The sequence below is a fragment of the Bacillus sp. B1(2022) genome, assembly GCF_040259625.1.
Taxonomy (GTDB): Bacteria; Bacillota; Bacilli; order Bacillales; family Bacillaceae; genus Bacillus; species Bacillus velezensis.
On sequence record NZ_JANIFO010000003.1, the window covers coordinates 328,013 to 351,181 of the forward strand.

The 23,169-nt window shown below is 46.0% G+C and carries 25 protein-coding genes; all 25 read left to right on the top strand.

Annotated features, from left to right (window positions below; translation table 11 throughout):
- Nucleotides 1–13 precede the first annotated feature (13 nt).
- The 25 genes from cheY (at nucleotide 14) to proS (ending at nucleotide 23,121) form a co-directional block, all read left to right on the top strand.
- Complete coding sequence (gene cheY, locus NQS30_RS07765) at nucleotides 14–376, top strand: chemotaxis protein CheY (protein ID WP_003154238.1); 363 nt, start codon at nucleotides 14–16, stop codon at nucleotides 374–376.
- 14 nt (nucleotides 377–390) lie between these two features.
- On the top strand, nucleotides 391–1,044 hold the full coding sequence (gene fliZ / locus NQS30_RS07770; RefSeq protein WP_003154237.1) for a flagella biosynthesis regulatory protein FliZ: 654 nt from the start codon (nucleotides 391–393) through the stop codon (nucleotides 1,042–1,044).
- On the top strand, nucleotides 1,037–1,702 hold the full coding sequence (gene fliP, locus NQS30_RS07775; RefSeq protein WP_012117556.1) for a flagellar type III secretion system pore protein FliP: 666 nt from the start codon (nucleotides 1,037–1,039) through the stop codon (nucleotides 1,700–1,702). Before fliZ ends, fliP begins: the two co-directional genes overlap by 8 nt.
- Nucleotides 1,703–1,716: 14 nt before the next feature.
- Nucleotides 1,717–1,986 (top strand): flagellar biosynthesis protein FliQ, encoded by a 270-nt coding sequence (fliQ, locus tag NQS30_RS07780; protein ID WP_003154234.1) that lies wholly within the window; start codon nucleotides 1,717–1,719, stop codon nucleotides 1,984–1,986.
- Between the two features lie 6 nt (nucleotides 1,987–1,992).
- Nucleotides 1,993–2,772 (top strand): flagellar biosynthetic protein FliR, encoded by a 780-nt coding sequence (gene fliR, locus NQS30_RS07785; RefSeq protein WP_052827426.1) that lies wholly within the window; start codon nucleotides 1,993–1,995, stop codon nucleotides 2,770–2,772.
- The gene (gene flhB / locus NQS30_RS07790) at nucleotides 2,772–3,851 is read left to right on the top strand and encodes a flagellar biosynthesis protein FlhB (RefSeq protein WP_007409787.1); all 1,080 of its coding nucleotides are present in this window, start codon (nucleotides 2,772–2,774) and stop codon (nucleotides 3,849–3,851) included. Before fliR ends, flhB begins: the two co-directional genes overlap by 1 nt.
- 33 nt (nucleotides 3,852–3,884) lie before the next feature.
- The gene (gene flhA / locus NQS30_RS07795; protein WP_007409788.1) at nucleotides 3,885–5,918 is read left to right on the top strand and encodes a flagellar biosynthesis protein FlhA; all 2,034 of its coding nucleotides are present in this window, start codon (nucleotides 3,885–3,887) and stop codon (nucleotides 5,916–5,918) included.
- Nucleotides 5,918–7,009 carry a flagellar biosynthesis GTPase FlhF gene (flhF, locus tag NQS30_RS07800; protein WP_025284728.1) on the top strand — a complete coding sequence of 364 codons (1,092 nt, stop codon included), beginning with the start codon at nucleotides 5,918–5,920 and terminating at the stop codon, nucleotides 7,007–7,009. The genes flhA and flhF overlap by 1 nt, the downstream gene beginning before the upstream one ends.
- Complete coding sequence (locus tag NQS30_RS07805) at nucleotides 7,006–7,899, top strand: MinD/ParA family protein (protein ID WP_025284729.1); 894 nt, start codon at nucleotides 7,006–7,008, stop codon at nucleotides 7,897–7,899. Before flhF ends, NQS30_RS07805 begins: the two co-directional genes overlap by 4 nt.
- A complete protein-coding gene (locus NQS30_RS07810; protein WP_007409791.1) occupies nucleotides 7,896–8,963 on the top strand; it encodes a protein-glutamate methylesterase/protein-glutamine glutaminase in 1,068 nt (355 codons plus the stop codon). Before NQS30_RS07805 ends, NQS30_RS07810 begins: the two co-directional genes overlap by 4 nt.
- Before the next feature lie 5 nt (nucleotides 8,964–8,968).
- Nucleotides 8,969–10,987, top strand: a complete 2,019-nt coding sequence (cheA, locus tag NQS30_RS07815) for a chemotaxis protein CheA (protein ID WP_122503907.1) — start codon at nucleotides 8,969–8,971, stop codon at nucleotides 10,985–10,987.
- A gap of 22 nt (nucleotides 10,988–11,009) precedes the next feature.
- Nucleotides 11,010–11,483: a chemotaxis protein CheW gene (cheW, locus tag NQS30_RS07820; protein ID WP_003154225.1), complete on the top strand. Its 474-nt coding sequence runs from the start codon at nucleotides 11,010–11,012 to the stop codon at nucleotides 11,481–11,483.
- 15 nt (nucleotides 11,484–11,498) lie between these two features.
- Nucleotides 11,499–12,128, top strand: coding sequence for a CheY-P phosphatase CheC (gene cheC / locus NQS30_RS07825; RefSeq protein WP_003154222.1), 630 nt, complete (start codon nucleotides 11,499–11,501; stop codon nucleotides 12,126–12,128).
- Nucleotides 12,125–12,625 carry a chemoreceptor glutamine deamidase CheD gene (gene cheD / locus NQS30_RS07830; protein WP_015239863.1) on the top strand — a complete coding sequence of 167 codons (501 nt, stop codon included), beginning with the start codon at nucleotides 12,125–12,127 and terminating at the stop codon, nucleotides 12,623–12,625. Before cheC ends, cheD begins: the two co-directional genes overlap by 4 nt.
- A 26-nt stretch (nucleotides 12,626–12,651) precedes the next feature.
- Nucleotides 12,652–13,416 (top strand): RNA polymerase sigma-28 factor SigD, encoded by a 765-nt coding sequence (gene sigD, locus NQS30_RS07835; RefSeq protein WP_003154217.1) that lies wholly within the window; start codon nucleotides 12,652–12,654, stop codon nucleotides 13,414–13,416.
- Between the two features lie 27 nt (nucleotides 13,417–13,443).
- Nucleotides 13,444–13,911: a DUF6115 domain-containing protein gene (locus tag NQS30_RS07840; protein WP_122503908.1), complete on the top strand. Its 468-nt coding sequence runs from the start codon at nucleotides 13,444–13,446 to the stop codon at nucleotides 13,909–13,911.
- Nucleotides 13,912–14,054: 143 nt separating this feature from the next.
- On the top strand, nucleotides 14,055–14,795 hold the full coding sequence (gene rpsB / locus NQS30_RS07845) for a 30S ribosomal protein S2 (RefSeq protein WP_003154215.1): 741 nt from the start codon (nucleotides 14,055–14,057) through the stop codon (nucleotides 14,793–14,795).
- Between the two features lie 99 nt (nucleotides 14,796–14,894).
- Entirely contained in the window at nucleotides 14,895–15,776 is an 882-nt protein-coding gene (gene tsf / locus NQS30_RS07850; protein WP_007611455.1) for a translation elongation factor Ts, read from the top strand.
- Between the two features lie 145 nt (nucleotides 15,777–15,921).
- On the top strand, nucleotides 15,922–16,644 hold the full coding sequence (gene pyrH / locus NQS30_RS07855; RefSeq protein ID WP_003154213.1) for a UMP kinase: 723 nt from the start codon (nucleotides 15,922–15,924) through the stop codon (nucleotides 16,642–16,644).
- 2 nt (nucleotides 16,645–16,646) lie between these two features.
- Entirely contained in the window at nucleotides 16,647–17,204 is a 558-nt protein-coding gene (frr, locus tag NQS30_RS07860; protein ID WP_003154212.1) for a ribosome recycling factor, read from the top strand.
- Nucleotides 17,205–17,329: 125 nt separating this feature from the next.
- Nucleotides 17,330–18,112: an undecaprenyl pyrophosphate synthase gene (locus NQS30_RS07865; protein WP_007611457.1), complete on the top strand. Its 783-nt coding sequence runs from the start codon at nucleotides 17,330–17,332 to the stop codon at nucleotides 18,110–18,112.
- 3 nt (nucleotides 18,113–18,115) lie between these two features.
- Entirely contained in the window at nucleotides 18,116–18,913 is a 798-nt protein-coding gene (locus tag NQS30_RS07870) for a phosphatidate cytidylyltransferase (RefSeq protein ID WP_007409796.1), read from the top strand.
- Nucleotides 18,914–18,968: 55 nt separating this feature from the next.
- Nucleotides 18,969–20,120, top strand: coding sequence for a 1-deoxy-D-xylulose-5-phosphate reductoisomerase (gene dxr / locus NQS30_RS07875; protein ID WP_015239865.1), 1,152 nt, complete (start codon nucleotides 18,969–18,971; stop codon nucleotides 20,118–20,120).
- Between the two features lie 6 nt (nucleotides 20,121–20,126).
- Nucleotides 20,127–21,395 carry an RIP metalloprotease RseP gene (gene rseP / locus NQS30_RS07880; RefSeq protein ID WP_007611459.1) on the top strand — a complete coding sequence of 423 codons (1,269 nt, stop codon included), beginning with the start codon at nucleotides 20,127–20,129 and terminating at the stop codon, nucleotides 21,393–21,395.
- Nucleotides 21,396–21,426: 31 nt separating this feature from the next.
- Nucleotides 21,427–23,121: a proline--tRNA ligase gene (gene proS, locus NQS30_RS07885; RefSeq protein ID WP_218791633.1), complete on the top strand. Its 1,695-nt coding sequence runs from the start codon at nucleotides 21,427–21,429 to the stop codon at nucleotides 23,119–23,121.
- Nucleotides 23,122–23,169: the final 48 nt, after the last annotated feature.

The window sequence follows — 23,169 nt, forward strand, 5'->3', positions numbered from 1 at the left end:
AGAGAAACAGATTATGGCACACAGAATTTTAATTGTAGACGATGCAGCATTTATGAGAATGATGATCAAAGATATTTTAGTGAAGAACGGTTTTGACGTTGTAGCTGAAGCTTCAGACGGAGCGCAGGCAGTCGAAAAATTCAAAGAGCATTCCCCCGACCTAGTGACAATGGATATTACAATGCCTGAAATGGACGGGATTACAGCTTTAAAGGAAATTAAACAAATCGATCCGCAGGCGAAAATCATTATGTGTTCGGCTATGGGCCAGCAGTCAATGGTTATTGACGCGATTCAAGCCGGCGCAAAAGACTTTATCGTGAAACCGTTCCAAGCGGACCGCGTGCTTGAAGCTATTAATAAAACATTAAGCTAAAGGGTGTACGACTGTTGAAAAAGAGTCATGGTTTACTAGCTTTGATTTGTTGTTTCGTTTTACTCAATGTACATCCGTTCCCTGCTTTTGCGGCGGAGTCTGACAATTCTACCGTCAACGAATGGTTTGACAAACAATCAACAAACAAAACAGAGAAAAAAAGCGATACATCGAAACAAACGGCTGATCAAGAGATAGGGGATGCTTCTGCATCTTCTGTCTCCGCTTTTGATTTTGTAAAGATGATTGGGGCATTATTATTCGTCATTCTGCTGATCTATGGATTTGTCAAACTGATGAATAGAAGAAACCGTCTGCTGAAGCCGTTTCAATATGTAGAAAATATCGGCGGAACATCAGTCGGCCAAAACCGTTCCGTGCAGCTGATTAAAGTGGGAAACAGCGTTCTCGTAGTCGGTGTGGGCGAAACGATACAGCTTTTAAAAGAAATTGAAGATGAAAAAGAGCGCGAGGCGATTCTGAGCCAATACGAAGAGTCGATGTCTTCAAAAGTGGAATGGACCAAGCTCGTAAATCCGCGTAAGGATGGAGAAAAAAAGCCGCAAACGATGCTTCCGTCGTTTTCAAAAGCGCTGAAAGAACAGCTGAACGAGCTGAAACAAAGCCGTTCTGAAGGAAAGAAGAAAGGCCCTTATCACCATGAATGAATTTATTAATCTTTTTAATTCAAACAGTCCGACCGAAGTCAGCTCCACTGTTAAATTACTGCTGCTTTTGACTGTCTTTTCAGTGGCGCCGGGGATTCTGATTTTGATGACCTGCTTTACGAGAATCGTCATCGTCCTGTCTTTTGTAAGAACCTCACTGGCGACGCAGAACATGCCTCCCAACCAGGTTTTAATCGGCCTTGCGCTGTTCTTGACGTTTTTTATTATGGCGCCGACTTTTTCAGAGATTAATAAGGAAGCCTTAACGCCGCTGATGGACAACAAAATCAGTCTCGATGAAGCATATACAAAAGCCGAGAAGCCGATTAAAGAGTATATGAGCAAGCATACAAGGCAGAAGGATCTGGCGCTGTTTATGAACTATGCCAAAATGAAAAAACCTGAATCGATTCAGGATATTCCTTTGACGACGATGGTGCCCGCTTATGCGATATCAGAACTCAAAACCGCTTTTCAAATGGGCTTTATGATTTTTATTCCGTTTTTAATTATCGATATGGTCGTGGCGAGCGTCTTAATGTCAATGGGAATGATGATGCTACCGCCGGTTATGATCTCTCTGCCCTTTAAAATATTGCTTTTCGTTTTGGTCGATGGATGGTATTTAATCGTGAAATCTTTGCTTGACAGCTTTTAGGGTAGGTGCTAATTGTGAGTTCAGAATTTGTAATTTCCATGGCGGAAAAAGCCGTATATGTAACACTAATGATCAGCGGGCCGCTGCTTGCGATCGCGCTGATCGTCGGTTTGCTCGTCAGTATCTTTCAAGCGACAACTCAAATCCAGGAACAGACGCTTGCGTTCATTCCGAAAATCGTGGCGGTAATGCTTGGACTGATCTTTTTCGGTCCTTGGATGCTGTCGACGATTCTTTCGTTCACAACTGATCTGTTCTCTCATCTGAACCGATTTGCAGGGTAGAATCAAATGAATTCCATCATTGATTTATTTCCCGCTTTTTTATTGGTCTTTATCAGAATCTCTGCTTTTTTTGTAACGGTGCCGGTGTTCGGGCATCGGAATCTGCCGGCGGTTCACCGAATCGGCTTTGCTTTTTTTCTTTCGGTGATCTGCTTCAGCACGCTGAAACATGCGCCGGAAATAGAAATAGGGGAACAGTATATGCTTCTTGTCATAAAAGAGGCCGTTGTGGGCTTGAGCCTCGGGCTGATCGCTTTCATGATGCTGACAGCCATTCAGATAGCAGGTTCCTTTATTGATTTTCAGATGGGCTTTTCCATCGCCAATGTCATTGATCCGCAATCAGGAACGCAAAGCCCGCTGATCGGACAATTCGTTTATACGCTGGCGCTGTTATTTATGCTCAGCATAAACGCCCATTATCTTTTGTTGGACGGGATTTATTACAGCTTTCAGTATATCCCGCTTGATCAGGCATTTCCGTCGTTTGGAAATGATCACTTTGGACTTTTTATCGCAAAAAGCTTCAATGCCATGTTTATTATCGCTTTTCAAATGTCTGCGCCGGTTGTGGCCAGTCTGTTTTTAGTTGATTTGGCGCTCGGTATCGTGGCGAGAACGGTGCCGCAGCTGAATGTTTTCGTTGTCGGGCTTCCTCTGAAAATAGCCGTGAGCTTTATTATGCTGATCGTTTGTATGGCGGTGATGTTTGTCGTTGTCCGCAACATCTTCAGCCTTACCGTTGAAACCATGCGGAATCTATTGGCATTGGTCGGTGTGACATGATGAGGCTCAGACTGAATCTGCAATTCTTTGCCGGTGAAAAAACGGAGAAAGCCACGCCGAAAAAACGGAAGGATACAAGAAAGAAAGGACAGGTCGCGAAAAGTACGGATGTGAATACAGCCGTTTCTTTACTGATTATCTTTCTTTCGCTGATCGCGCTCGGTCCTTATATGCGGGACAGGCTGCTGTCCTTTATTAAAACGTTTTATACGAAATCGATATCATTACATCTGTCTGCATCTGCCGTGCATGAACTGTTCGTGGATACGGTGAAAGATATCAGCCTCATCCTCGCGCCGATTATGCTGGTCGCGCTTGTGGCAGGTGTCGTGAGCAATTACATGCAGGTGGGTTTTCTGTTTTCTGCGGAAGTCCTCAAGCCTGACTTGAATAAGCTCAGCCCGCTGAAAGGATTTAAGCGGATTTACAGCATGAGGGCGATTGTTGAACTGGTCAAATCCATTTTGAAGATTACTGTGGTCGGTTTTGCCGCCTTTATGGTGCTCTGGCTGCATTATGGCGATATTCTCCGCCTTCCGCTTTTGACTCCTGCGGAAGTGCTCACTTTCGTTTCCAAGCTCACTCTTTGGATGGGGCTTGCGGGATCAGGGGCTTTAATGCTGCTGGCCGGGCTTGATTACTTATATCAGCGTTTTGACTATGAGAAAAATATCAGAATGTCAAAGCAGGATATAAAAGATGAATACAAAAAATCGGAGGGTGATCCGATAATTAAGTCCAAAATTAAGCAGAAGCAGCGGGAAATGGCGATGAGGCGGATGATGCAGGAAGTGCCGAAAGCGGATGTCATCATTACCAACCCGACCCATTATGCGATAGCTTTAAAATATGATGAAAAGAAAATGGACGCCCCTTACATTGTTGCCAAAGGGGTCGACCATCTCGCATTAAAAATCAGGCAGATCGCCAAAGAACACGATGTCATGACGATTGAAAACAGGCCGCTCGCGCGTGCGTTATATGATCAGGTTGACATTGACCAGGCCGTGCCGGAAGAGTTTTTCAAAGTCATTGCGGAAATTTTGGCTTATGTATATAAAACGAAACAAAAAGTATAGTGAATTTCAGATTCAAAAGGAGAGAAAAACAGCATGTCAACAAGAGATTTATCGGTTTTAATAAGTGTTGTCCTCATTGTGGCAATGCTGGTGATTCCATTCCCTCCATGGTTGTTAAGTATTTTGATCATCATTAATATCTCTCTTGCGTTGATCGTGCTTCTCACCACAATGAATATGCAAGAACCGCTGCAATTCTCGATATTCCCGTCATTGCTGCTGTTATTGACGCTGTTTCGGCTTTCGCTCAATGTGTCGACGACACGTTCGATTCTTTCTCACGGAGAAGGGGGAAAGGTTGTTGAGACATTCGGGAATTTCGTTGTCGGCGGAAATGTGCTGGTAGGGCTTGTTGTCTTCATTATCTTGATTATTATTCAGTTTATCGTCATTACAAAAGGCGCCGAGCGGGTATCGGAAGTGGCGGCGAGATTTACGCTCGATGCGATGCCCGGAAAGCAAATGAGTATTGACGCGGATTTAAATGCCGGCATGATTACGGAGCAGGATGCAAAGCACAGACGTGAAAAAGTCGCCCGGGAAGCGGATTTTTACGGCGCCATGGACGGTGCGAGCAAATTCGTCAAAGGGGATGCCATCGCGGGTATCATCATCGTGATGATCAATATTATTTTCGGAATCGTAATCGGCATGCTGCAGCAGGGGATGAGCATACAAGAAGCTGCGTCTCACTTTACAATGCTGACGGTCGGTGACGGAATCGTTTCTCAAATGCCGGCCTTGCTCATTTCAACGGCTACGGGGATTGTCGTGACGAGAGCGGCATCTGAAGGAAACCTCGGTCATGATATTACAGGCCAGCTGTTTGCTTATCCGAAGCTCTTGTATGTAGCCGCGGGAACTGTACTTTTGCTCGGTCTTCTTACACCGATCGGCATTCTGCTGACGGGGCCGATCGCCGGTCTGCTTGCATTCGGCGCTTACATGCTGTCCAAAGCGGATAAGCCGAGCGAAGAAGAGGAAGAAATTCTTGAAGAAGAGGCTCAGGCGGATGAACTGAAAAGCCCGGAAAGCGTTGTGCAGCTTTTACATATTGATCCGATTGAATTTGAGTTCGGATACGGACTCGTGCCGCTTGCAGACGCGGGGCAGGGCGGTGATCTTCTTGACCGCATCGTCATGATCAGACGTCAGCTTGCGCTTGAATTGGGACTTGTCATTCCGGTTGTGCGCATCAGAGATAACATCGCGCTCCAGCCGAATGAATACAGATTGAAAATTAAAGGCAATGAAGTCGCTAAAGGAGAGCTCCTGCTAGATCATTACTTAGCGATGTCACCGACGCCTGAAGATGACGTCATTGAAGGAATTGAAACGATAGAGCCGTCGTTCGGACTTCCCGCAAAATGGATAAGTGAAGCTGCAAAAGATGAAGCGGACATGCTGGGGTATACAGTTGTTGATCCGGCGTCAGTCGTATCTACGCATATTACAGAAAAAATTAAGCAGCATGCCCATGAACTGGTTGGCAGACAGGAAACAAAGCAGCTGATCGATCATCTGAAGGAAAATTATCCTGTGCTTGTTGAGGAAGTCACGCCAAACCCTCTTTCTGTCGGCGATATTCAAAAGGTGCTTGCCAAATTGCTGAGAGAAAAAGTTTCAATCAGAAACTTGGTGACCATTTTTGAAACTCTTGCCGATTACGGAAGATTAACGACAGATTCAGACCTTTTGACAGAATACGCGAGACAGTCGCTTGCCAAACAAATCACGGCACAATATGCGAGAGAGCATGAAACGCTGAAGGTCATCACATGCTCAGGCCGGGTGGAAAAAGCGATTGCAGACGGGGTTCAGCAGACTGAACAGGGCAATTACCTGTCACTCGACCCTGAGGTTTCAGACAGCATCATCCGTTCTGTCGCTAAAGAGGCCGAGCAGCTTTCCATCCGCCAGGAGTCGGCGATTCTTCTTTGCTCGCCTGCTGTCAGAATGTATGTAAAACAGCTGTTAGAACGGTATTTCCCTGATCTTCCGGTTCTTTCTTATAATGAGCTGGAAGCAAATGTTGAAGTACAGAGCATTGGAGTGGTGGATATTTAATGAAAATAAAAAAATTTACAGCCGCTTCAATGCAGGATGCCGCGAAGCAAATCAAAAAGGAACTCGGCAATGATGCCGTTATTTTACATTCCAAACAAGTAAAGAAACGAAAATGGCTGGGGCTGCGGTCGCAGCAGGCCGTCGAAGTGATAGCGGTTTTAGATCGTGACGTCAGGGAAGCGAGAAAAACGCCGCCGGCTGCCGCTGAAGAAATGAAAAAGACGAAAACGGCGGAGAAAGCTGAGCCTGTTCAGCCGCAACGTCTTCCGGATCAAAGTATTTCCGGCGAACTGGCGCATTTTAAAGAAGTGCTCCCTGAACCATTAAAAAAAGCCGAGAGACTATTGAAGCAAGCCGGGCTTCCTGATCATACGCAAAACGCCGTACTCAGTGAACTGCTCCGTTCTTCAATTGTTTCCGGAGATTTAACTGAAGATAATGTCAGCTCCAAACTGCAGGATTTGTTAGTGAAAAAACTCCCTTCGGCAGACAGGTGGCAGGAAGGGATTCAATCAAAATACGTCGTGCTTTTCGGTTCAACCGGGGCCGGCAAAACGACTACACTTGCGAAACTCGCGGCCTCATCAATGCTGACAGAGCATAAAAAAATTGCCTTTATGACGACGGATACTTACCGGATTGCCGCGGTCGAGCAGCTGAAGACATATGCGGAGCTGCTTCAGGCTCCTCTTGAAGTATGCTATTCAAAGGAAGAATGTCTGAAGGCGCTGGAAAAATTCGCTGAATATGACCATGTTTTCATTGATACAGCCGGTAGAAACTTTAAAGAAGAGCAGTATATTACGGAATTACAAGAGATGATTCCGTTTGAATCAGGCTTACAATCCTTTCTCGTATTATCGGCATCTGCAAAATATGAAGATATGAAACAGGTGCTGAAACAGTTTTCAGGTGTGCCGGTCAATCAATTCATTTTCACGAAAACGGATGAAACCGCCTCACTCGGCTCCGTGTTTCAAGTGCTGTCGGAATCAAGAATCGGCGCCGCCTATTTGACAAATGGACAGGATGTGCCTGAAGACATCCTATCGGCTTCACCAAAAGAGTTTGTAAGGATGCTTTTGACATGAAACCCGATCAGGCAGAGTCATTAAGAAGGAAAATGAGAGAGCGGCAAATGATCAAGCCGGAGCTTTATGAGAAAAAAGCGAAGACATTAGCCGTCATCAGCGGTAAAGGCGGCGTCGGAAAATCTAATTTAACATTAAACATGGCTGTTGCCCTGCAGGAAAAAGGAAAAAAAGCACTCATCATTGATCTTGACATCGGAATGGGCAACATTGATGTGCTGATCGGTGCTTCTTCTTCCCGCACCATTATTGATGTGATGGAGAATCGGCACGCATTGGCGCAATCACTGTCCTCCGGTCCGAAAGGCCTTCGCTACATATCCGGAGGAACGGGGCTTGAGGCGATCTATCAAGCAGACGGAGAGAAGTGGTCGGCTTTTATGAATGGTCTTTCCGCTGTATTAGGCGATTTTGATTACGTTCTGTTTGATATGGGAGCGGGACTTTCAAAAGAACAGCTGCCGTTTATTTTATCGGCGGAAGACATTCTCGCCGTGACAACGCCTGAGCCGACGGCCATTATGGATGCCTACAGCGCGATCAAACATCTCTTGCTCGCGGATGAACGGCTGACCGTAAACATTGCCGTCAATCGCGCCCGCGCCCAAAAACAGGCGCTGGACACGTACAACCGCCTTTCTCATGCAATTCACACGTTTTTAGGCGCGGAGGTGCGTTTCGCCGGCTCCATACCCGATGACCCGCTAGTAAGTCAAGCCGTCATTGACCAGGTGCCTTTTTTAATAAAAAGTCCTCAAGCAAAAGCCAGCAGGTCCGTCCGTCTTCTGACGGATGTCTTGTTTCAAACGGAAGAAAACAAACCAAGAGAAGAGAAACCGGCATTTATTGAGAGATTATCTTCTTTTTTATTGAGGAGGACTTTACAGTGATTCGTGTGCTTGTCGTTGATGACTCAGCTTTTATGAGAAAGATGATTACCGATTTTCTGGCTGCGGAAGTGCAGATAGAAGTCATCGGGACAGCCAGAAACGGGGAAGAGGCGCTGAAGAAAATAGAGCTTCTCAAGCCTGATGTTGTAACGCTTGATATTGAAATGCCGGTCATGAACGGAACGGATACATTGCGGAAGATCATCAGCATATATAAACTTCCCGTAATCATGGTATCGAGCCAGACACAGCAAGGGAAGGACCGAACGATCAACTGCCTGGAAATGGGCGCTTTTGATTTTATCACCAAGCCTTCCGGAGCGATTTCACTTGATCTTTATAAAATTAAAGAGCAGCTGATTGAGAGGGTGATTGCAGCCGGGCTGTCCCGCGCACAAAAACCTGAGGCGGCAGTGAAAGAGTCTTCTATCCCGGAACGTCCGGCTTTGGCGGGATTTGAAAGACCGAAAGCAAAATCCGCCAAGCAGGCCGTATTCATCGCGACCTCTACAGGCGGACCGCGGGCTCTGCAAAAGGTGATTCCGAAACTGCCGAAGGATTTAAAGGCGCCTGTATTTGTCGTTCAGCACATGCCTGAAGGCTTCACCGCTTCACTTGCAGACAGACTCAACCATTTGTCAGATATTCAGGTCAAAGAAGCGGAAAACGGTGAAGAAGCGAAAGACGGATGGGTGTACATCGCGCCCGGCGGAAAAAATATGACGGTTGCAGAGGAAGGCGGAAGGCTCCGCATCATTCTTGACGTTCATGATACCGAAAGCCGGCATAAACCGTCAGCCGATTATTTGTTTCGGTCGGCAAGCCGCTTATCCGATTACGAAAAGGTAGCCGTCATTATGACCGGCATGGGCAGCGACGGAACCGAGGGCGTAAAAGAAATGCTCAGAACAGGCGGCGTTAAAACGATTGCGGAATCGGACGAATCCTGTGTTGTGTTCGGAATGCCGAAGTCAGCGATAAAGGCGGGCCTCATTCATGAGATTAAACATGTGGAAGATATCGCGGCATCCATCACCGGATGTGTGAAAAAAGAGAGGGTGTGAATCAATTGGATATGAATCAATATTTAGATGTCTTTATTGATGAAAGTAAAGAGCACTTACAGACATGTAACGAAAAGCTGCTGCTGTTGGAAAAAGATCCGGCAGACCTTCAGCTTGTGCATGACATCTTCAGAGCTGCCCATACGCTGAAAGGCATGAGCGCAACGATGGGATATACAGATCTGGCGCATTTAACCCACCTGATGGAAAATGTGCTGGACGCCATCCGCAACGGAGAAATGCCCGTTACATCAGATTGGCTGGACGTGCTGTTTGAAGCGCTTGATCATCTAGAAGAGATGGTGCAGTCCATTATTGACGGAGGAGACGGCAAACGTGATATTTCTGAAGTGAGTGCGAAGCTCGACGTAAATGCGGAGCATGAGACTGCGGCTTCAGCCGAAACAGCAGAACCGCCGGCTTCAAAACAACAGGCTTCAACTGAATGGAATTATGATGAGTTCGAACGGACTGTTATTGAAGAGGCGGAAGAGCAAGGATTCAGCCGCTATGAAATAACGGTTTCCCTGAATGAAAGCTGCATGCTCAAAGCCGTGCGCGTGTACATGATATTTGAAAAGCTGAATGAAGCCGGGGAAGTCGCAAAAACGATACCCGCCGCGGAAGTGCTTGAGACGGAAGATTTCGGAACGGATTTTCAGGTGTGTTTCTTAACAAAGCAGCCTGCTGAAGAAATTAAAGAACTCATCAGCGGCATTTCAGAAGTGGAGAATGTCGAAATTTCTGCCGGTGCGCCGTTAAAAACGGCCGAAAAACCGCAAGCGGCTGAACCGGTGAAGGAAGCTCCGGTTAAAAAGGCTGAGAAACAGCCTAAGCCGCAAGCGAAAACGGAAGAACAGCCGAAGCATCACAGCGGCTCGAAAACGATTCGCGTCAACATTGAAAGACTGGATTCTTCAATGAACCTTTTTGAAGAACTTGTCATTGACCGCGGACGTCTTGAGCAGATCGCCAAAGAGCTTGACCACAATGAGCTGACTGAAACCGTTGAACGCCTGACCAGAATCTCGGGCGACCTTCAGTCTATTATTCTTAATATGCGGATGGTGCCGGTAGAAACCGTCTTTAACCGTTTCCCGAGAATGATCCGCCAGCTTCAAAAAGAATTAAACAAGAAAATCGAATTGTCCATCATCGGAGCTGAAACGGAGCTGGACCGCACGGTGATTGATGAAATCGGCGATCCGCTTGTTCATTTAATCAGAAACAGCATCGATCACGGCATTGAATCGCCTGAAGTACGGGTGAATAAAGGAAAACCGGAATCAGGTCATGTTGTGCTTAAGGCATATCACAGCGGCAACCACGTCTTTATTGAGGTTGAAGATGACGGGGCCGGCCTGAACAGAAAGAAAATTCTTGAAAAAGCGCTCGAGCGGAGTGTAATCACCGAACGTGATGCTGAAACGCTTGAAGATAATGAGATTTACGAGCTTATTTTTGCTCCGGGCTTCTCGACTGCCGATCAAATTTCTGACATTTCAGGGCGGGGCGTCGGCCTGGATGTCGTAAAAAATAAACTCGAATCACTCGGCGGCTCTGTCAGTGTCAAATCCGCGGAAGGTCAAGGTTCTCTTTTCAGTATCCAGCTTCCGCTGACACTTTCAATTATATCCGTTCTTCTCATTAAACTGGAAGAAGAGACGTTTGCGATACCGATTTCTTCTATTATAGAGACGGCTGTTATTGATAAGAAAGATATCCTGCAGACGCATGACAGAGAAGTGATTGATTTCAGAGGCCAAATCGTTCCGATCGTCTATCTGAAAAAAGAATTCGGCATTACGGATTCAAAACAGGATGCCGATCAGTTCCATGTAATCGTCGTGAAAAAGGGCGATAAATCCACTGCTTTTGTCGTGGACTCTTTTATCGGACAGCAGGAAGTCGTACTGAAATCACTCGGCGACTATTTAACAAGCGTCTTTGCGATTTCCGGCGCTACGATTCTCGGAAACGGAGAAGTGGCGCTGATTATTGATTGCAATGCGCTGATCTACTAAAACGACACGAGGAGGTGCCCGAATGACTGCTGAAATCAAAACAGGTGAAAAAATGATTGTGTTTATGATAAACGGGAAAGAATACGCTATCTCAGTTTCCCAGGTGAAATCAATTGAAAAGTGGCAAAAACCGACGAGGGTCCCGGGTGTGGAATCTTATATCCGCGGTGTTATCAATCTGCGCGGAGTGATTACCCCGGTTCTTGATTTAAGAAAACGTCTGAATCAGCCTGAACAGGACATCACAGAAGAGACTCGGATTATCATCATTTCTTACCGTGACGCCGATGTCGGATGGGTCGTGGATGAGGCCAATGACGTCATCACCGTGCATGAAAATGAAATCGAATCCGCGCCTGAAAGCCAGACAAAGGAAACGGATGTGTGGATTAAACAGATCGTCAAGCAAGATAACAGGCTCCTCAATATTATCGATGCGCATGCGGTGCTGGATAAAGGTGCTTCGGCATCTGCGTCCGGAGAGCCTAATGCTTAAAGGGGAAAAGACAACATGAGTAAGTTTGAAGCGATCAAAGAAGAGCAGATGGATATTTTGCGGGAAGTCGGAAATATCGGGGCGGGTCACTCGGCTTCTGCAATGGCTCAGCTGCTGAACAGAAAGATAGACATGGAAGTGCCGTTTGCGACTTTATTGACATTTGATGAGCTTGCTGATTTTTTCGGCGGGGCTGAAACGCCGGTCGCCAGTATCTTTTTAAGAATGGAAGGCGACATGACCGGCTCTATCTTTCTCATCATGCCTTTCCATCAGGCGGAACAGTTTATCAGAGAGCTGATCGGAAATCCGGATTTTGATATTGACCAGTTGGGCGAAGATCATTTGAGTTCTTCTGCTTTACATGAGTTCGGCAATATTTTAGCAGGTTCCTATTTAACGGCATTGGCTGATTTGACAAAACTTGAGATTTACCCGAGCGTGCCGGAAATCTCACTTGATATGTTCGGCGCGGTTATCAGTGAAGGGCTGATGGAGCTCAGCCAAGTCGGAGAGCATGCCATTGTCGTGGATACTTCTATTTTTGACCAGGGCAGCCGGCAGGAGCTCAAAGCTCACATGTTTATGCTCCCGGACTATGATTCTTTTGAAAAGCTCTTCGTCTCATTGGGTGCGGCTTTATGAGCCGTGCGGAAGCCGCAGTCGTTAAAGTGGGGATTGCGGATGTTCAAGTCGCGCGTTACCCGGATAAAATCCGGACCTCGGGACTCGGTTCATGCGTGGGGCTGGTTTTATACGATAAAGACAAACAAACGGCAGGACTCGTTCACGTCATGCTGCCGGACTCCGGTTTATCAAAAACGGCGGAGCTCAACCGTGCAAAATACGCGGACACCGCCGTTAAGATGACGATTGATATGCTTTTGAAAGCCGGCTGCCGCAAGTTTGCCCTGAAGGCAAAACTCGCCGGGGGAGCGGAGATGTTTAAGTTTAAAATGACAAACGACCTGATGAAAATCGGTCCGAGGAATGTAGCGGCCATCAAAGAGCAGCTTTCATTGTATAACATTCCGGTCATCAGTGAAGATACGGGCGGCTCAAGCGGCCGGACGATTGAATTTGAGCCAAGGTCCTGCATGCTGCACATTCGAACTGTTAAACAAGGTGAAACAACGATTTAATAAAGGTATGAGGTAGGGGGATAACAATGCAATCCTTGAATTATGAAGATCAGGTGCTTTGGTCGCGCTGGAAAGAGTGGAAAGATCCTAAAGCCGGTGATGATTTAATGCGCCGTTACATGCCGCTGGTCACATATCATGTCGGCAGAATTTCCGTCGGACTGCCGAAATCGGTGCATAAAGACGATCTAATGAGCCTTGGTATGCTTGGTTTATATGATGCCCTGGAAAAATTTGACCCCGGCCGGGATTTAAAATTTGATACCTATGCCTCGTTTAGAATTCGCGGTGCAATCATCGACGGGCTGCGTAAAGAAGATTGGCTGCCCAGAACTTCACGGGAGAAGACAAAAAAAGTCGAAGCGGCGATCGAAAAACTTGAACAGCGCTACCTTCGGAATGTGACGCCTTCAGAGATCGCAGAAGAGCTGGGGATGACGGAGCAGGACGTAGTATCAACGATGAATGAAGGGTTTTTTGCCAATCTCTTATCAATTGATGAAAAGCTTCATGACCAGGATGACGGTGAGAATATTCAAGTGATGATCAGAGATGACAAAAATGTGCCGCCGGAAGAAAAAATCATGAAGGACGAGCTGATCGCTCAGCTTGCGGGCAAAATTCACGAGCTCTCTGAAAAAGAGCAGCTTGTCGTCAGTTTATTCTATAAAGAAGAACTGACTTTGACCGAGATCGGACAAGTCCTGAACCTTTCGACGTCGCGGATTTCACAGATTCATTCAAAGGCGCTGTTTAAATTAAAGCATCTGCTTGAAAAAGTAATTCAATAATGAACTCATGGTTAGCGAGTGAAAAACATGTCAACACTATTATGGCTTTTAAGCTTTGTGCTTCACGGCGTACTGCTTTATGCCGTCATTATTCTGTACACGAGGTTTTCAGCCCTCAAGGAGACAGAGCGCCAGCAGAAGAAGATTCTTGAAGAGACGGAAAACACCCTTGCAGCGTTTCTGCTTGAGCTGAAAGAAGAAAATGAAAGACTCGAAGACGCAAAAAGCCGTCAAGCGCCGGACGCAGAAGACGCCGAACCCATGGCGGAACCGAAAGAAGAGCCTGATATTCCGGACCACATGGAAAAGCTCATCAGTGCAACGGAACGGGCTGAAAGTGATGAAAACAACGGTGCGCATTCGTTTGAAGAACGTGTTTCAGAATTATATGAACAAGGGCTCACCCCCGCGGAAATCGCCAAACGGATGCAGAGCGGAAAGACAGAAATCGAGCTGTTTTTAAAATTTCGCGGCAAAGCTGTAAAGGATTCTTGATTGTCGCATAAAGCTGTGTTATATTATGTCTTGGTGTTAAATACACACGCTTAACGATTTATGCAGAGGGTGCTGCAAACGGCAGTTCTGCACAAAAATGACCTAAGCGGAGGAAAAAAACCATTTTATTAGGAGGAAATCACATGTCAGTTATTTCTATGAAACAATTGCTTGAAGCTGGTGTTCACTTCGGCCACCAAACACGCCGCTGGAACCCAAAAATGAAGCGTTACATTTTCACGGAGCGTAACGGAATCTACATCATTGACCTTCAAAAAACAGTGAAAAAAGTAGAGGAAGCTTACAACTTCACGAAAAACCTTGCTGCTGAAGGCGGAAAAATCCTTTTCGTCGGCACAAAAAAACAAGCTCAGGATTCTGTTAAAGAAGAAGCTGTACGCTCTGGCATGTACTATGTCAACCAACGCTGGTTGGGCGGTACACTGACAAACTTCGAAACAATCCAAAAACGCATTAAGCGTCTGAAAGACATCGAGAAAATGCAAGAAAACGGTACATTTGAAGTACTTCCGAAAAAAGAAGTTGTTCAATTGAAAAAAGAATTAGAGCGTCTTGAAAAATTCCTCGGCGGAATTAAAGACATGAAGGATCTTCCTGATGCATTATTCATCATCGATCCTCGCAAAGAGCGCATCGCTGTTGCGGAAGCTCGCAAATTGAACATTCCTATCATCGGAATCGTAGATACAAACTGTGATCCTGATGAAATTGATGTCGTAATCCCTGCAAACGATGACGCAATCCGCGCTGTCAAACTTCTTACTTCTAAAATGGCAGATGCTATTCTTGAAGCGAAGCAAGGCGAAGAAGAAGCGGAAGCTGCTGAAGAGACTGCACCTGAAACAGAAACGACAACTGCGTAACCTAATCAAAAGGTGATAAGAGGGACTGCCTTTTATCACCTTTTTTCAAGAAAAATGTATCTATACATATCTTGTTTACACATATAAGGAGGAATTCAAATGGCTATTACTGCACAGCAGGTAAAAGAACTGCGTCAAAAAACAGGCGCTGGTATGATGGACTGTAAAAAAGCATTGACTGAAACTGACGGAGATATGGACAAAGCAATCGACCTTCTGAGAGAAAAAGGAATTGCGAAAGCAGCTAAAAAAGCTGACCGTATCGCTGCTGAAGGTTCTACTCTTATTAAAACTGACGGCAACAAAGGCGTTATCTTAGAAGTAAACTCTGAAACTGATTTCGTTGCGAAAAACGAAGGCTTCAAAGAGCTTCTGAACACGCTTGCTGACCACCTTCTTGCAAACGCTCCTGCTGATCTTGAAGAAGCAATGGGTCAAAAGATGGAAAACGGTTCTACTGTTGAAGAATACATCACAAGCAACGTTGCTAAAATCGGAGAGAAAATCACTCTTCGCCGTTTTGCTGTTATTTCAAAAGAAGACAGCGAAGCGTTCGGTGCTTACCTTCACATGGGAGGCCGCATCGGCGTATTATCCGTTCTTAGCGGAACAACTGACGAAGATCTTGCAAAAGACATCGCGATGCATGTTGCAGCGGTAAATCCTCGTTACATTTCCCGCGACCAAGTGTCTGAAGAAGAAGCAAACCATGAGCGTCAGATTCTGACTCAGCAAGCTCTTCAAGAAGGCAAACCGGAAAACATCGTAGCTAAAATGGTTGAAGGCCGTCTGAACAAATTCTTCGAAGAAATTTGCTTATTAGACCAAGCTTTCGTTAAAAACCCAGACGAAAAAGTGAAACAAGTTGTGGCTGCGAAAAACGCATCTGTTAAAACTTACGTCCGCTACGAAGTTGGAGAAGGTATTGAAAAACGCCAAGAAAACTTTGCTGAAGAAGTTATGAACCAAGTGAAAAAATAATGGCGGAAAGCCTTGGCGAATCTTTCGCGGCTTTTCAGGCAGTATAGGGGACACTACTTGTGTTCCCTATTTTTAAAACTATATTTACAAACCTTTTTTTCTCTTGCATAATAGGAAACGGCAATGTTTACACTTGGAGGTTATTATGGAAAAACCAAAATACAATCGTATCGTTTTAAAGCTTAGCGGAGAAGCATTGGCAGGAGAGCAGGGAAACGGCATTAATCCGACTGTCATCCAATCCATCGCTAAACAGGTAAAAGAAATCGCTGAGCTTGACGTCGAAGTGGCCGTAGTCGTAGGCGGCGGCAACTTATGGCGCGGAAAAACGGGCAGTGACTTAGGAATGGACCGTGCGACGGCCGATTATATGGGCATGCTTGCTACTGTCATGAACTCACTTGCCCTGCAGGACAGCCTGGAAACGCTCGGAATTCAGTCCAGAGTGCAGACATCAATTGAAATGCGTCAGGTCGCTGAGCCTTACATCAGAAGAAAAGCCATCCGCCACCTGGAGAAAAAACGCGTTGTTATTTTTGCCGCGGGAACAGGAAACCCTTATTTCTCTACGGACACAACCGCAGCGCTGCGTGCCGCTGAAATCGAAGCGGACGTGATCTTAATGGCGAAAAATAATGTCGACGGTGTGTATAATGCTGATCCGAGAAAAGATGAGTCAGCCGTTAAATACGAAAAATTATCTTATCTCGATGTGTTAAAAGACGGGCTGGAAGTCATGGATTCTACGGCTTCTTCACTATGTATGGATAATGATATTCCGCTGATCGTCTTTTCTATTATGGAAGAAGGAAATATTAAGCGTGCCGTAATCGGCGAATCAATCGGAACGATCGTAAGGGGGAAATAACGTTGTCAAACGAAGTATTAACACAAACAAAAGAACGCATGGAAAAAGCGGTTGCTGCTTATTCACGTGAATTGGCGTCAGTCCGTGCAGGACGTGCCAACCCATCTCTATTGGATAAAGTGACAGTAGAATACTACGGTGCCCAAACACCTTTAAACCAGCTGTCTTCCATCAATGTGCCTGAAGCGCGTATGCTTGTTGTCACACCGTATGACAAAACGGCAATCGGCGATATTGAAAAAGCGATTCTGAAAGCTGATCTTGGCGTAACGCCGACAAGTGACGGCACAATTATCCGCATCGCGATCCCGGCTCTGACGGAAGAAAGACGTAAAGAACTTGTCAAAGTCGTGAAAAAATACGCGGAAGAAGCGAAAGTAGCAGTCCGTAATGTCCGCCGTGACAGCAACGATGACCTCAAAAAACTTGAGAAAAACGGAGACATTACAGAAGACGAGCTTCGTGCTTCCAGTGAAGACGTTCAAAAGCTGACAGATGAATATGTGTCAAAAATTGACAGCGTCACGAAGGACAAAGAAAAAGAAATCATGGAAGTTTAATGAAAAACTATGTACAATAGATAATGTGAAAAGACCCTCTCATGTTTACAGGGGGTTTTTTTGTTAATACTGTTGATTACATTGATCATCAGCAACGCAACCTTTTTGGGTGACGGAGGAATCTCATGCTCAACATACTCAAAAATTGGAAGAATCAGCAGAATGCGGCTTCCAACTTAGAACGGTATACAAAAGAAGACATACTGAAGGGTGAAATTCCCGCACACATTGCCATTATTATGGACGGAAACGGACGCTGGGCGAAGAAGCGCTCACTCCCTCGGATTGCAGGACATCATGAAGGAATGAAAGTGGTAAAAAGGGTGACAAAGCTCGCAAGTCAGCTCGGCGTTAAAGTTCTGACTCTTTATGCGTTTTCAACGGAGAACTGGAAGCGCCCGAAGATGGAAGTCGACTTTTTGATGAAGCTTCCGGAAGAGTTCCTGAATACGTATCTTCCTGAATTAATAGAGGAAAATGTACAGGTGAAAATTATCGGAGATGAATCCGCGCTCCCTTCTCATACGTACAGGGCGATTGAGAAGGCCGTAAAAGATACAGAACAAAATGACGGGCTGATTCTCAATTTCGCTTTGAACTACGGCGGACGCACGGAAATCGTCAATGCGGCAAAAGCACTGGCTGAACAGGTGAAAAGCGGCACGCTGAATATCGAAGACATTGATGAAGCGCTCTTTTCCGGGCATTTAATGACAGAATCAATCCAGGACCCGGAGCTGCTCATCAGAACGAGCGGAGAAATCAGATTGAGCAACTTTATGCTTTGGCAGGTGGCTTACAGTGAATTTGTTTTTACAGATGTCCTGTGGCCCGATTTTAAAGAAGATCACTTTCTGCAGGCAGTGGGAGAATTTCAGCAGCGGGGCCGGAGGTTTGGCGGAATTTAGAGGATGGTGGAAATGAAACAAAGATTGTTAACGGGTGTTCTGGCAGCGGCACTATTTTTATTTTTGGTTATTTTCGGAGGATTGCCGTTCACCGTATTTGTTTACGTGATGGGAAGTATAGCGCTTTTTGAGCTTTTGCGGATGAAAAAGCTCAGATTTTTTTCTTTTCCGGGTCTGATCAGCCTCTTGTTGTTATGGCTGTATATGATGCCGGACAAGTATCATTTTTTCGATGCGAAAATGGAAGTAACGATTTTCGCCGTATTGATTCTGCTCAGCTATACGGTGCTCGTGAAAAACACTTTTACGTTTGACGAAGTCGGGTTTATCGTTCTCGCGACGGTATATATCGGACTGTGTTTTCATTATTTTATTGAAATCAGAAACATTGAAACAAACGGGCTTTTGTATATCTTTTATGCCTGCGTTGTCATATGGTCAACGGACTCAGGCGCATATTTCGTCGGAAAGTCGCTCGGGAAGCGGAAGCTGTGGCCCGAAATCAGTCCCAACAAAACGGTGGAAGGGTTTCTCGGCGGTATTGTCATCGCCCTTATTTTTACGGCTGTTTTTCAGCTGTTTGCGCACCTTCCGATTTCATACCCGGTTCTTTTGGTCATCACGCTTGTTTTGTCTGTGTTCGGACAGATCGGGGATTTGGTTGAATCAGCGCTTAAGCGGCACTATGATGTGAAGGATTCGGGAAAAATCCTTCCCGGGCACGGTGGCATTTTAGATCGATTTGACAGCTTTTTGTTTGTCATGCCGTTCTTATACTTTCTGCTTGCGCTTTTTTCATGAGAAAGGCTAATATGAAAATAAGACCAATCTGGACGCATAGAATGGGAGTGGCATTTTGAAGAATATTTGTCTTTTAGGAGCAACAGGATCAATAGGGGAGCAGACGTTAGACGTATTGCGCATGCATCAAGATCAGTTCCGTCTCGTCTCGATGACTTTCGGTAAAAACGCCGAGAAAGCGATCCCGTTGATCAGAACGTTTCAGCCGAAATATGTAGCAGTCGGCGACATGGATACATACCAAAAAGTGAAAGAAGCGTCTTTTTCTCATGAATGTCAAATCGGCATCGGAGAAGAAGGCCTGATTGAAGCGGCAGTCATGGACGAAGTCGATATCGTGGTCAATGCGCTGCTTGGAAGCGTCGGTTTAATCCCGACTTTGAAAGCGATTGAACAGAAAAAAACAATTGCGCTTGCAAATAAGGAAACTCTCGTCACTGCCGGGCATATAGTGAAAGGACACGCAAAACGATACGGTGTTCCTCTTCTTCCGGTCGACAGCGAACATTCCGCTATTTTCCAGGCGCTGCAAGGCGAACAGAGCAAAAATATCGAGCGCCTGGTCATTACGGCATCCGGCGGCAGTTTCAGAGATAAAACACGGCAGGAGCTTGAGTCTGTAACGATTGCCGACGCCCTTAACCACCCGAACTGGTCGATGGGTGCAAAAATTACGATTGACTCGGCTACAATGATGAATAAAGGACTTGAAGTCATTGAGGCGCATTGGCTGTTTGACATTCCGTATGAACAGATTGACGTTGTATTACATAAGGAGAGCATCATTCATTCGATGGTTGAATTCCACGACAGAAGCGTCATCGCCCAGCTCGGAAATCCGGACATGAGGGTGCCGATTCAATATGCGCTGACATATCCGGACCGTCTGCCTCTGCCTGAAACTAAAAGGCTTGAATTATGGGAGATCGGAAACCTCCATTTTGCGAAAGCTGACTTTGAAAGGTTCCGCTGCTTACAATTTGCCTTTGAATCAGGTAAAATAGGGGGAACGATGCCGACGGTTTTAAATGCGGCCAACGAAGAAGCCGTTGCCGCTTTTCTTGCCGGACGGATTTCATTCTTATCGATTGAGGACCTGATTGAAAAAGCATTGGACCGCCACAGCGTAATTCAGGATCCGAGTCTTGCGGATATCCAAGAAGTGGACAAAGACACCCGGGGATACGTTAATTCAATACTCACATAAGGTGGTATGTTCGTGAATACAGTTATCGCGTTTATTATTATTTTCGGAACGCTCGTTTTTTTCCATGAGCTCGGGCATTTATTGCTCGCCCAAAGAGCGGGAATCCTTTGCCGTGAATTTGCGATCGGCTTCGGCCCTAAAATCTTTTCATTTAAAAAGAATGAAACCGTGTATACGATCAGACTCCTTCCGGTCGGCGGGTTCGTCCGCATGGCCGGTGAAGACCCGGAGATGATCGAAGTCAAACCCGGTTATACCGTCGGGCTTCTTTTTAATAAAGATGACGAAGTGGAAAAAGTCATCATTAATCAAAAGGAAAAATATCCCGACGCTTTAATTATCGAGGTGGAGACGGCTGATCTTGAGCACGAAATGAAGATTACCGGGTACGAGCAGGGGAAAGAAGATGAACTGGCGGGCTTTACTGTCAGTCAGACCTCTTTTTTTATCGTAGATGGAGAAGAAGTGCAGATTGCGCCTTACAATCGACAATTCGGGTCTAAACCCGTATGGAAGCGGATTAAGGCGATTGCTGCCGGTCCGATAATGAACTTCATCTTAGCGTATGTCATTCTCGTCATGCTTGGATTCATTCAAGGCGTGCCTTCGAATCAGCCTGAGCTCGGGAAGCTGACAGACAATGGACGCGCAGCGGCTGCCGGTTTAAAAGAAGGCGACTATATCCAGAGCATTAACGGTGAAAAAATGAGGTCATGGACAGACATCGTGACAGCGGTAAAAGAAAATCCCGGGAAAAAAATCGATGTCGCCGTCAAACGGGACGGCAAATCGTTTCATATCTCGGTTACACCTGAAGCTGTAAAAGATGAAAATAAAAAAACAATCGGCCGCTTCGGCTCTTATGCGCCGACTGAAAAAGGCGCGCTTGCAGCGATTGCCTATGGCGCGACATCTACCGTTGATGTCACAAAAGCGATTCTGACCAATCTGAGCAAACTTGTGACAGGCCAGTTTAAGCTTGATATGCTTTCGGGTCCTGTCGGCATTTATGATATGACGGATCAAGTTGCAAAAACCGGTATTATCAACCTATTCCAGTTTGCGGCGTTTTTAAGCATCAACCTGGGAATTGTCAACCTGCTGCCGATACCGGCGCTTGACGGCGGGCGGCTGCTGTTTTTATTCATTGAAGCAATCCGCGGCAAGCCGATAAACCGTGACAAGGAAGCATTTGTTGTATTTATCGGCGTAGCTTTCTTAATGCTTCTTATGCTGGTTGTCACATGGAACGATATCCAGCGTTTATTCTTATAATTGACTAGTAAAAAATCAGAGGTGCGAAGACATGAGACAAAGTTTGACGCTTATTCCGACCCTGAGAGAAGTGCCGGCTGATGCTGAAGCAAAAAGCCATAAGCTTCTGCTGAGAGCGGGATTTATCAGACAAAATACGAGCGGGGTTTACAGCTATATGCCCCTGGCTTACAGGGTCATTCAAAACATTCAGAAGATCGTGCGTGAAGAAATGGAAAAAATCAACGCGGTGGAAATGCTGATGCCGGCCCTTCAGCAGGCTGAAACATGGCAGGAATCGGGCAGGTGGTATACGTACGGGCCTGAATTAATGCGTCTGAAAGACCGCCACGGCCGTGAATTTGCTTTAGGCGCGACACATGAAGAAGTCATTACTTCTCTCGTGCGCGATGAGGTGAAATCTTATAAGCGTCTGCCGCTCACTCTTTACCAGATCCAGTCTAAATTCAGAGATGAAAAACGCCCGCGTTTCGGGTTATTGCGCGGACGCGAATTCATCATGAAAGATGCGTATTCTTTCCATGCTTCTGAAGAAAGTCTGGAGGCAACATACCAAAACATGTACGGCGCATACAGCAGTATTTTCGCACGCTGTGAATTAAACGTCCGTCCCGTTATTGCCGACTCGGGTGCGATGGGCGGAAAAGACACGCATGAATTTATGGCTCTTTCTGAAATAGGGGAAGATACCATCGCTTATTCCGATGGTTCCTCTTACGCAGCCAATACGGAAATGGCGGAAGTTGTCATGAACAGCGAGCCGTCAGATGAAACACCCGAGGCATTGGAGAAAATTGATACGCCGAATGTCAAAAGCATTGAAGAGCTCGCTTCGTTCTTGCAGATCGAGCCGAGCGCCTGCATCAAATCAATGCTGTTTAAAGCGGATGACCGATTTGTTCTCGTGTTAGTAAGAGGCGATCATGAGGTCAATGACGTGAAAGTGAAAAACCTTCTGAACGCGGAAGTGGTTGAGCTTGCGTCTCATGAAGAAGTAGCAGAGAAACTTGGCACGGAGCCGGGATTTGCGGGGCCGATCGGCGCTGCCGGCGACATTGAGATTTATGCCGACCAAGCCGTAAAAGTAATGGTAAACGCCGTTAGCGGCGCGAATGAAAAAGACCGTCATTACCGAAACGTAAACATCGAACGTGACGCGTCAGTAAAAGCGTATGCCGATCTTCGAATCATTCAGGAAGGCGATCCGTCACCTGACGGAAAAGGCACGATCCGTTTCGCTGAAGGGATTGAGGTCGGACAAGTCTTTAAACTCGGCACGCGTTACTCTGAAGCGATGAATGCGACATACCTTGATGAAAACGGGCGTGCGCAGCCGATGCTGATGGGATGTTACGGAATCGGCGTGTCCAGAACGCTTTCAGCCATCGCTGAACAGCATCACGACGAAAAAGGCTTGATCTGGCCGAAAAGCGTTGCTCCGTATGACCTTCATATTTTGGCGCTGAATATGAAAAACGAAGCGCAAAAAGAGCTTGCTGAACAGCTTTACGGCAAATTCCAGGCGGAAGGTTATGAGGTATTATACGATGACCGCGCTGAACGCGCAGGCGTGAAGTTTGCTGATTCTGATCTGATCGGCCTTCCGATCCGCATCACTGTCGGAAAACGTGCCGACGAAGGCATCGTAGAAGTGAAAATCCGCAAAACCGGTGAATCTGCCGAAGTTTCAGTGGATGAGCTTTCTGAATTTATTAAGACGAAGTAAACACCATAACGAATCATACAAAATCATGTTAAAATAGAGAAAAAAGAA

Coding starts and splice junctions, on each gene's coding strand:
- cheY (WP_003154238.1), top strand. CDS start 14: ATGGCACACAGAATTTTAATTGTAGACGATGCAGCATTTATGAGAATG.
- cheD (WP_015239863.1), top strand. CDS start 12,125: ATGAGCCGTGCGGAAGCCGCAGTCGTTAAAGTGGGGATTGCGGATGTT.
- flhA (WP_007409788.1), top strand. CDS start 3,885: ATGTCAACAAGAGATTTATCGGTTTTAATAAGTGTTGTCCTCATTGTG.
- pyrH (WP_003154213.1), top strand. CDS start 15,922: ATGGAAAAACCAAAATACAATCGTATCGTTTTAAAGCTTAGCGGAGAA.
- flhB (WP_007409787.1), top strand. CDS start 2,772: ATGAGGCTCAGACTGAATCTGCAATTCTTTGCCGGTGAAAAAACGGAG.
- NQS30_RS07870 (WP_007409796.1), top strand. CDS start 18,116: ATGGTGGAAATGAAACAAAGATTGTTAACGGGTGTTCTGGCAGCGGCA.
- fliR (WP_052827426.1), top strand. CDS start 1,993: ATGAATTCCATCATTGATTTATTTCCCGCTTTTTTATTGGTCTTTATC.
- cheC (WP_003154222.1), top strand. CDS start 11,499: ATGAGTAAGTTTGAAGCGATCAAAGAAGAGCAGATGGATATTTTGCGG.
- proS (WP_218791633.1), top strand. CDS start 21,427: ATGAGACAAAGTTTGACGCTTATTCCGACCCTGAGAGAAGTGCCGGCT.
- NQS30_RS07840 (WP_122503908.1), top strand. CDS start 13,444: ATGTCAACACTATTATGGCTTTTAAGCTTTGTGCTTCACGGCGTACTG.
- tsf (WP_007611455.1), top strand. CDS start 14,895: ATGGCTATTACTGCACAGCAGGTAAAAGAACTGCGTCAAAAAACAGGC.
- sigD (WP_003154217.1), top strand. CDS start 12,652: ATGCAATCCTTGAATTATGAAGATCAGGTGCTTTGGTCGCGCTGGAAA.
- fliP (WP_012117556.1), top strand. CDS start 1,037: ATGAATGAATTTATTAATCTTTTTAATTCAAACAGTCCGACCGAAGTC.
- NQS30_RS07865 (WP_007611457.1), top strand. CDS start 17,330: ATGCTCAACATACTCAAAAATTGGAAGAATCAGCAGAATGCGGCTTCC.
- rpsB (WP_003154215.1), top strand. CDS start 14,055: ATGTCAGTTATTTCTATGAAACAATTGCTTGAAGCTGGTGTTCACTTC.
- cheW (WP_003154225.1), top strand. CDS start 11,010: ATGACTGCTGAAATCAAAACAGGTGAAAAAATGATTGTGTTTATGATA.
- flhF (WP_025284728.1), top strand. CDS start 5,918: ATGAAAATAAAAAAATTTACAGCCGCTTCAATGCAGGATGCCGCGAAG.
- rseP (WP_007611459.1), top strand. CDS start 20,127: ATGTTCGTGAATACAGTTATCGCGTTTATTATTATTTTCGGAACGCTC.
- NQS30_RS07805 (WP_025284729.1), top strand. CDS start 7,006: ATGAAACCCGATCAGGCAGAGTCATTAAGAAGGAAAATGAGAGAGCGG.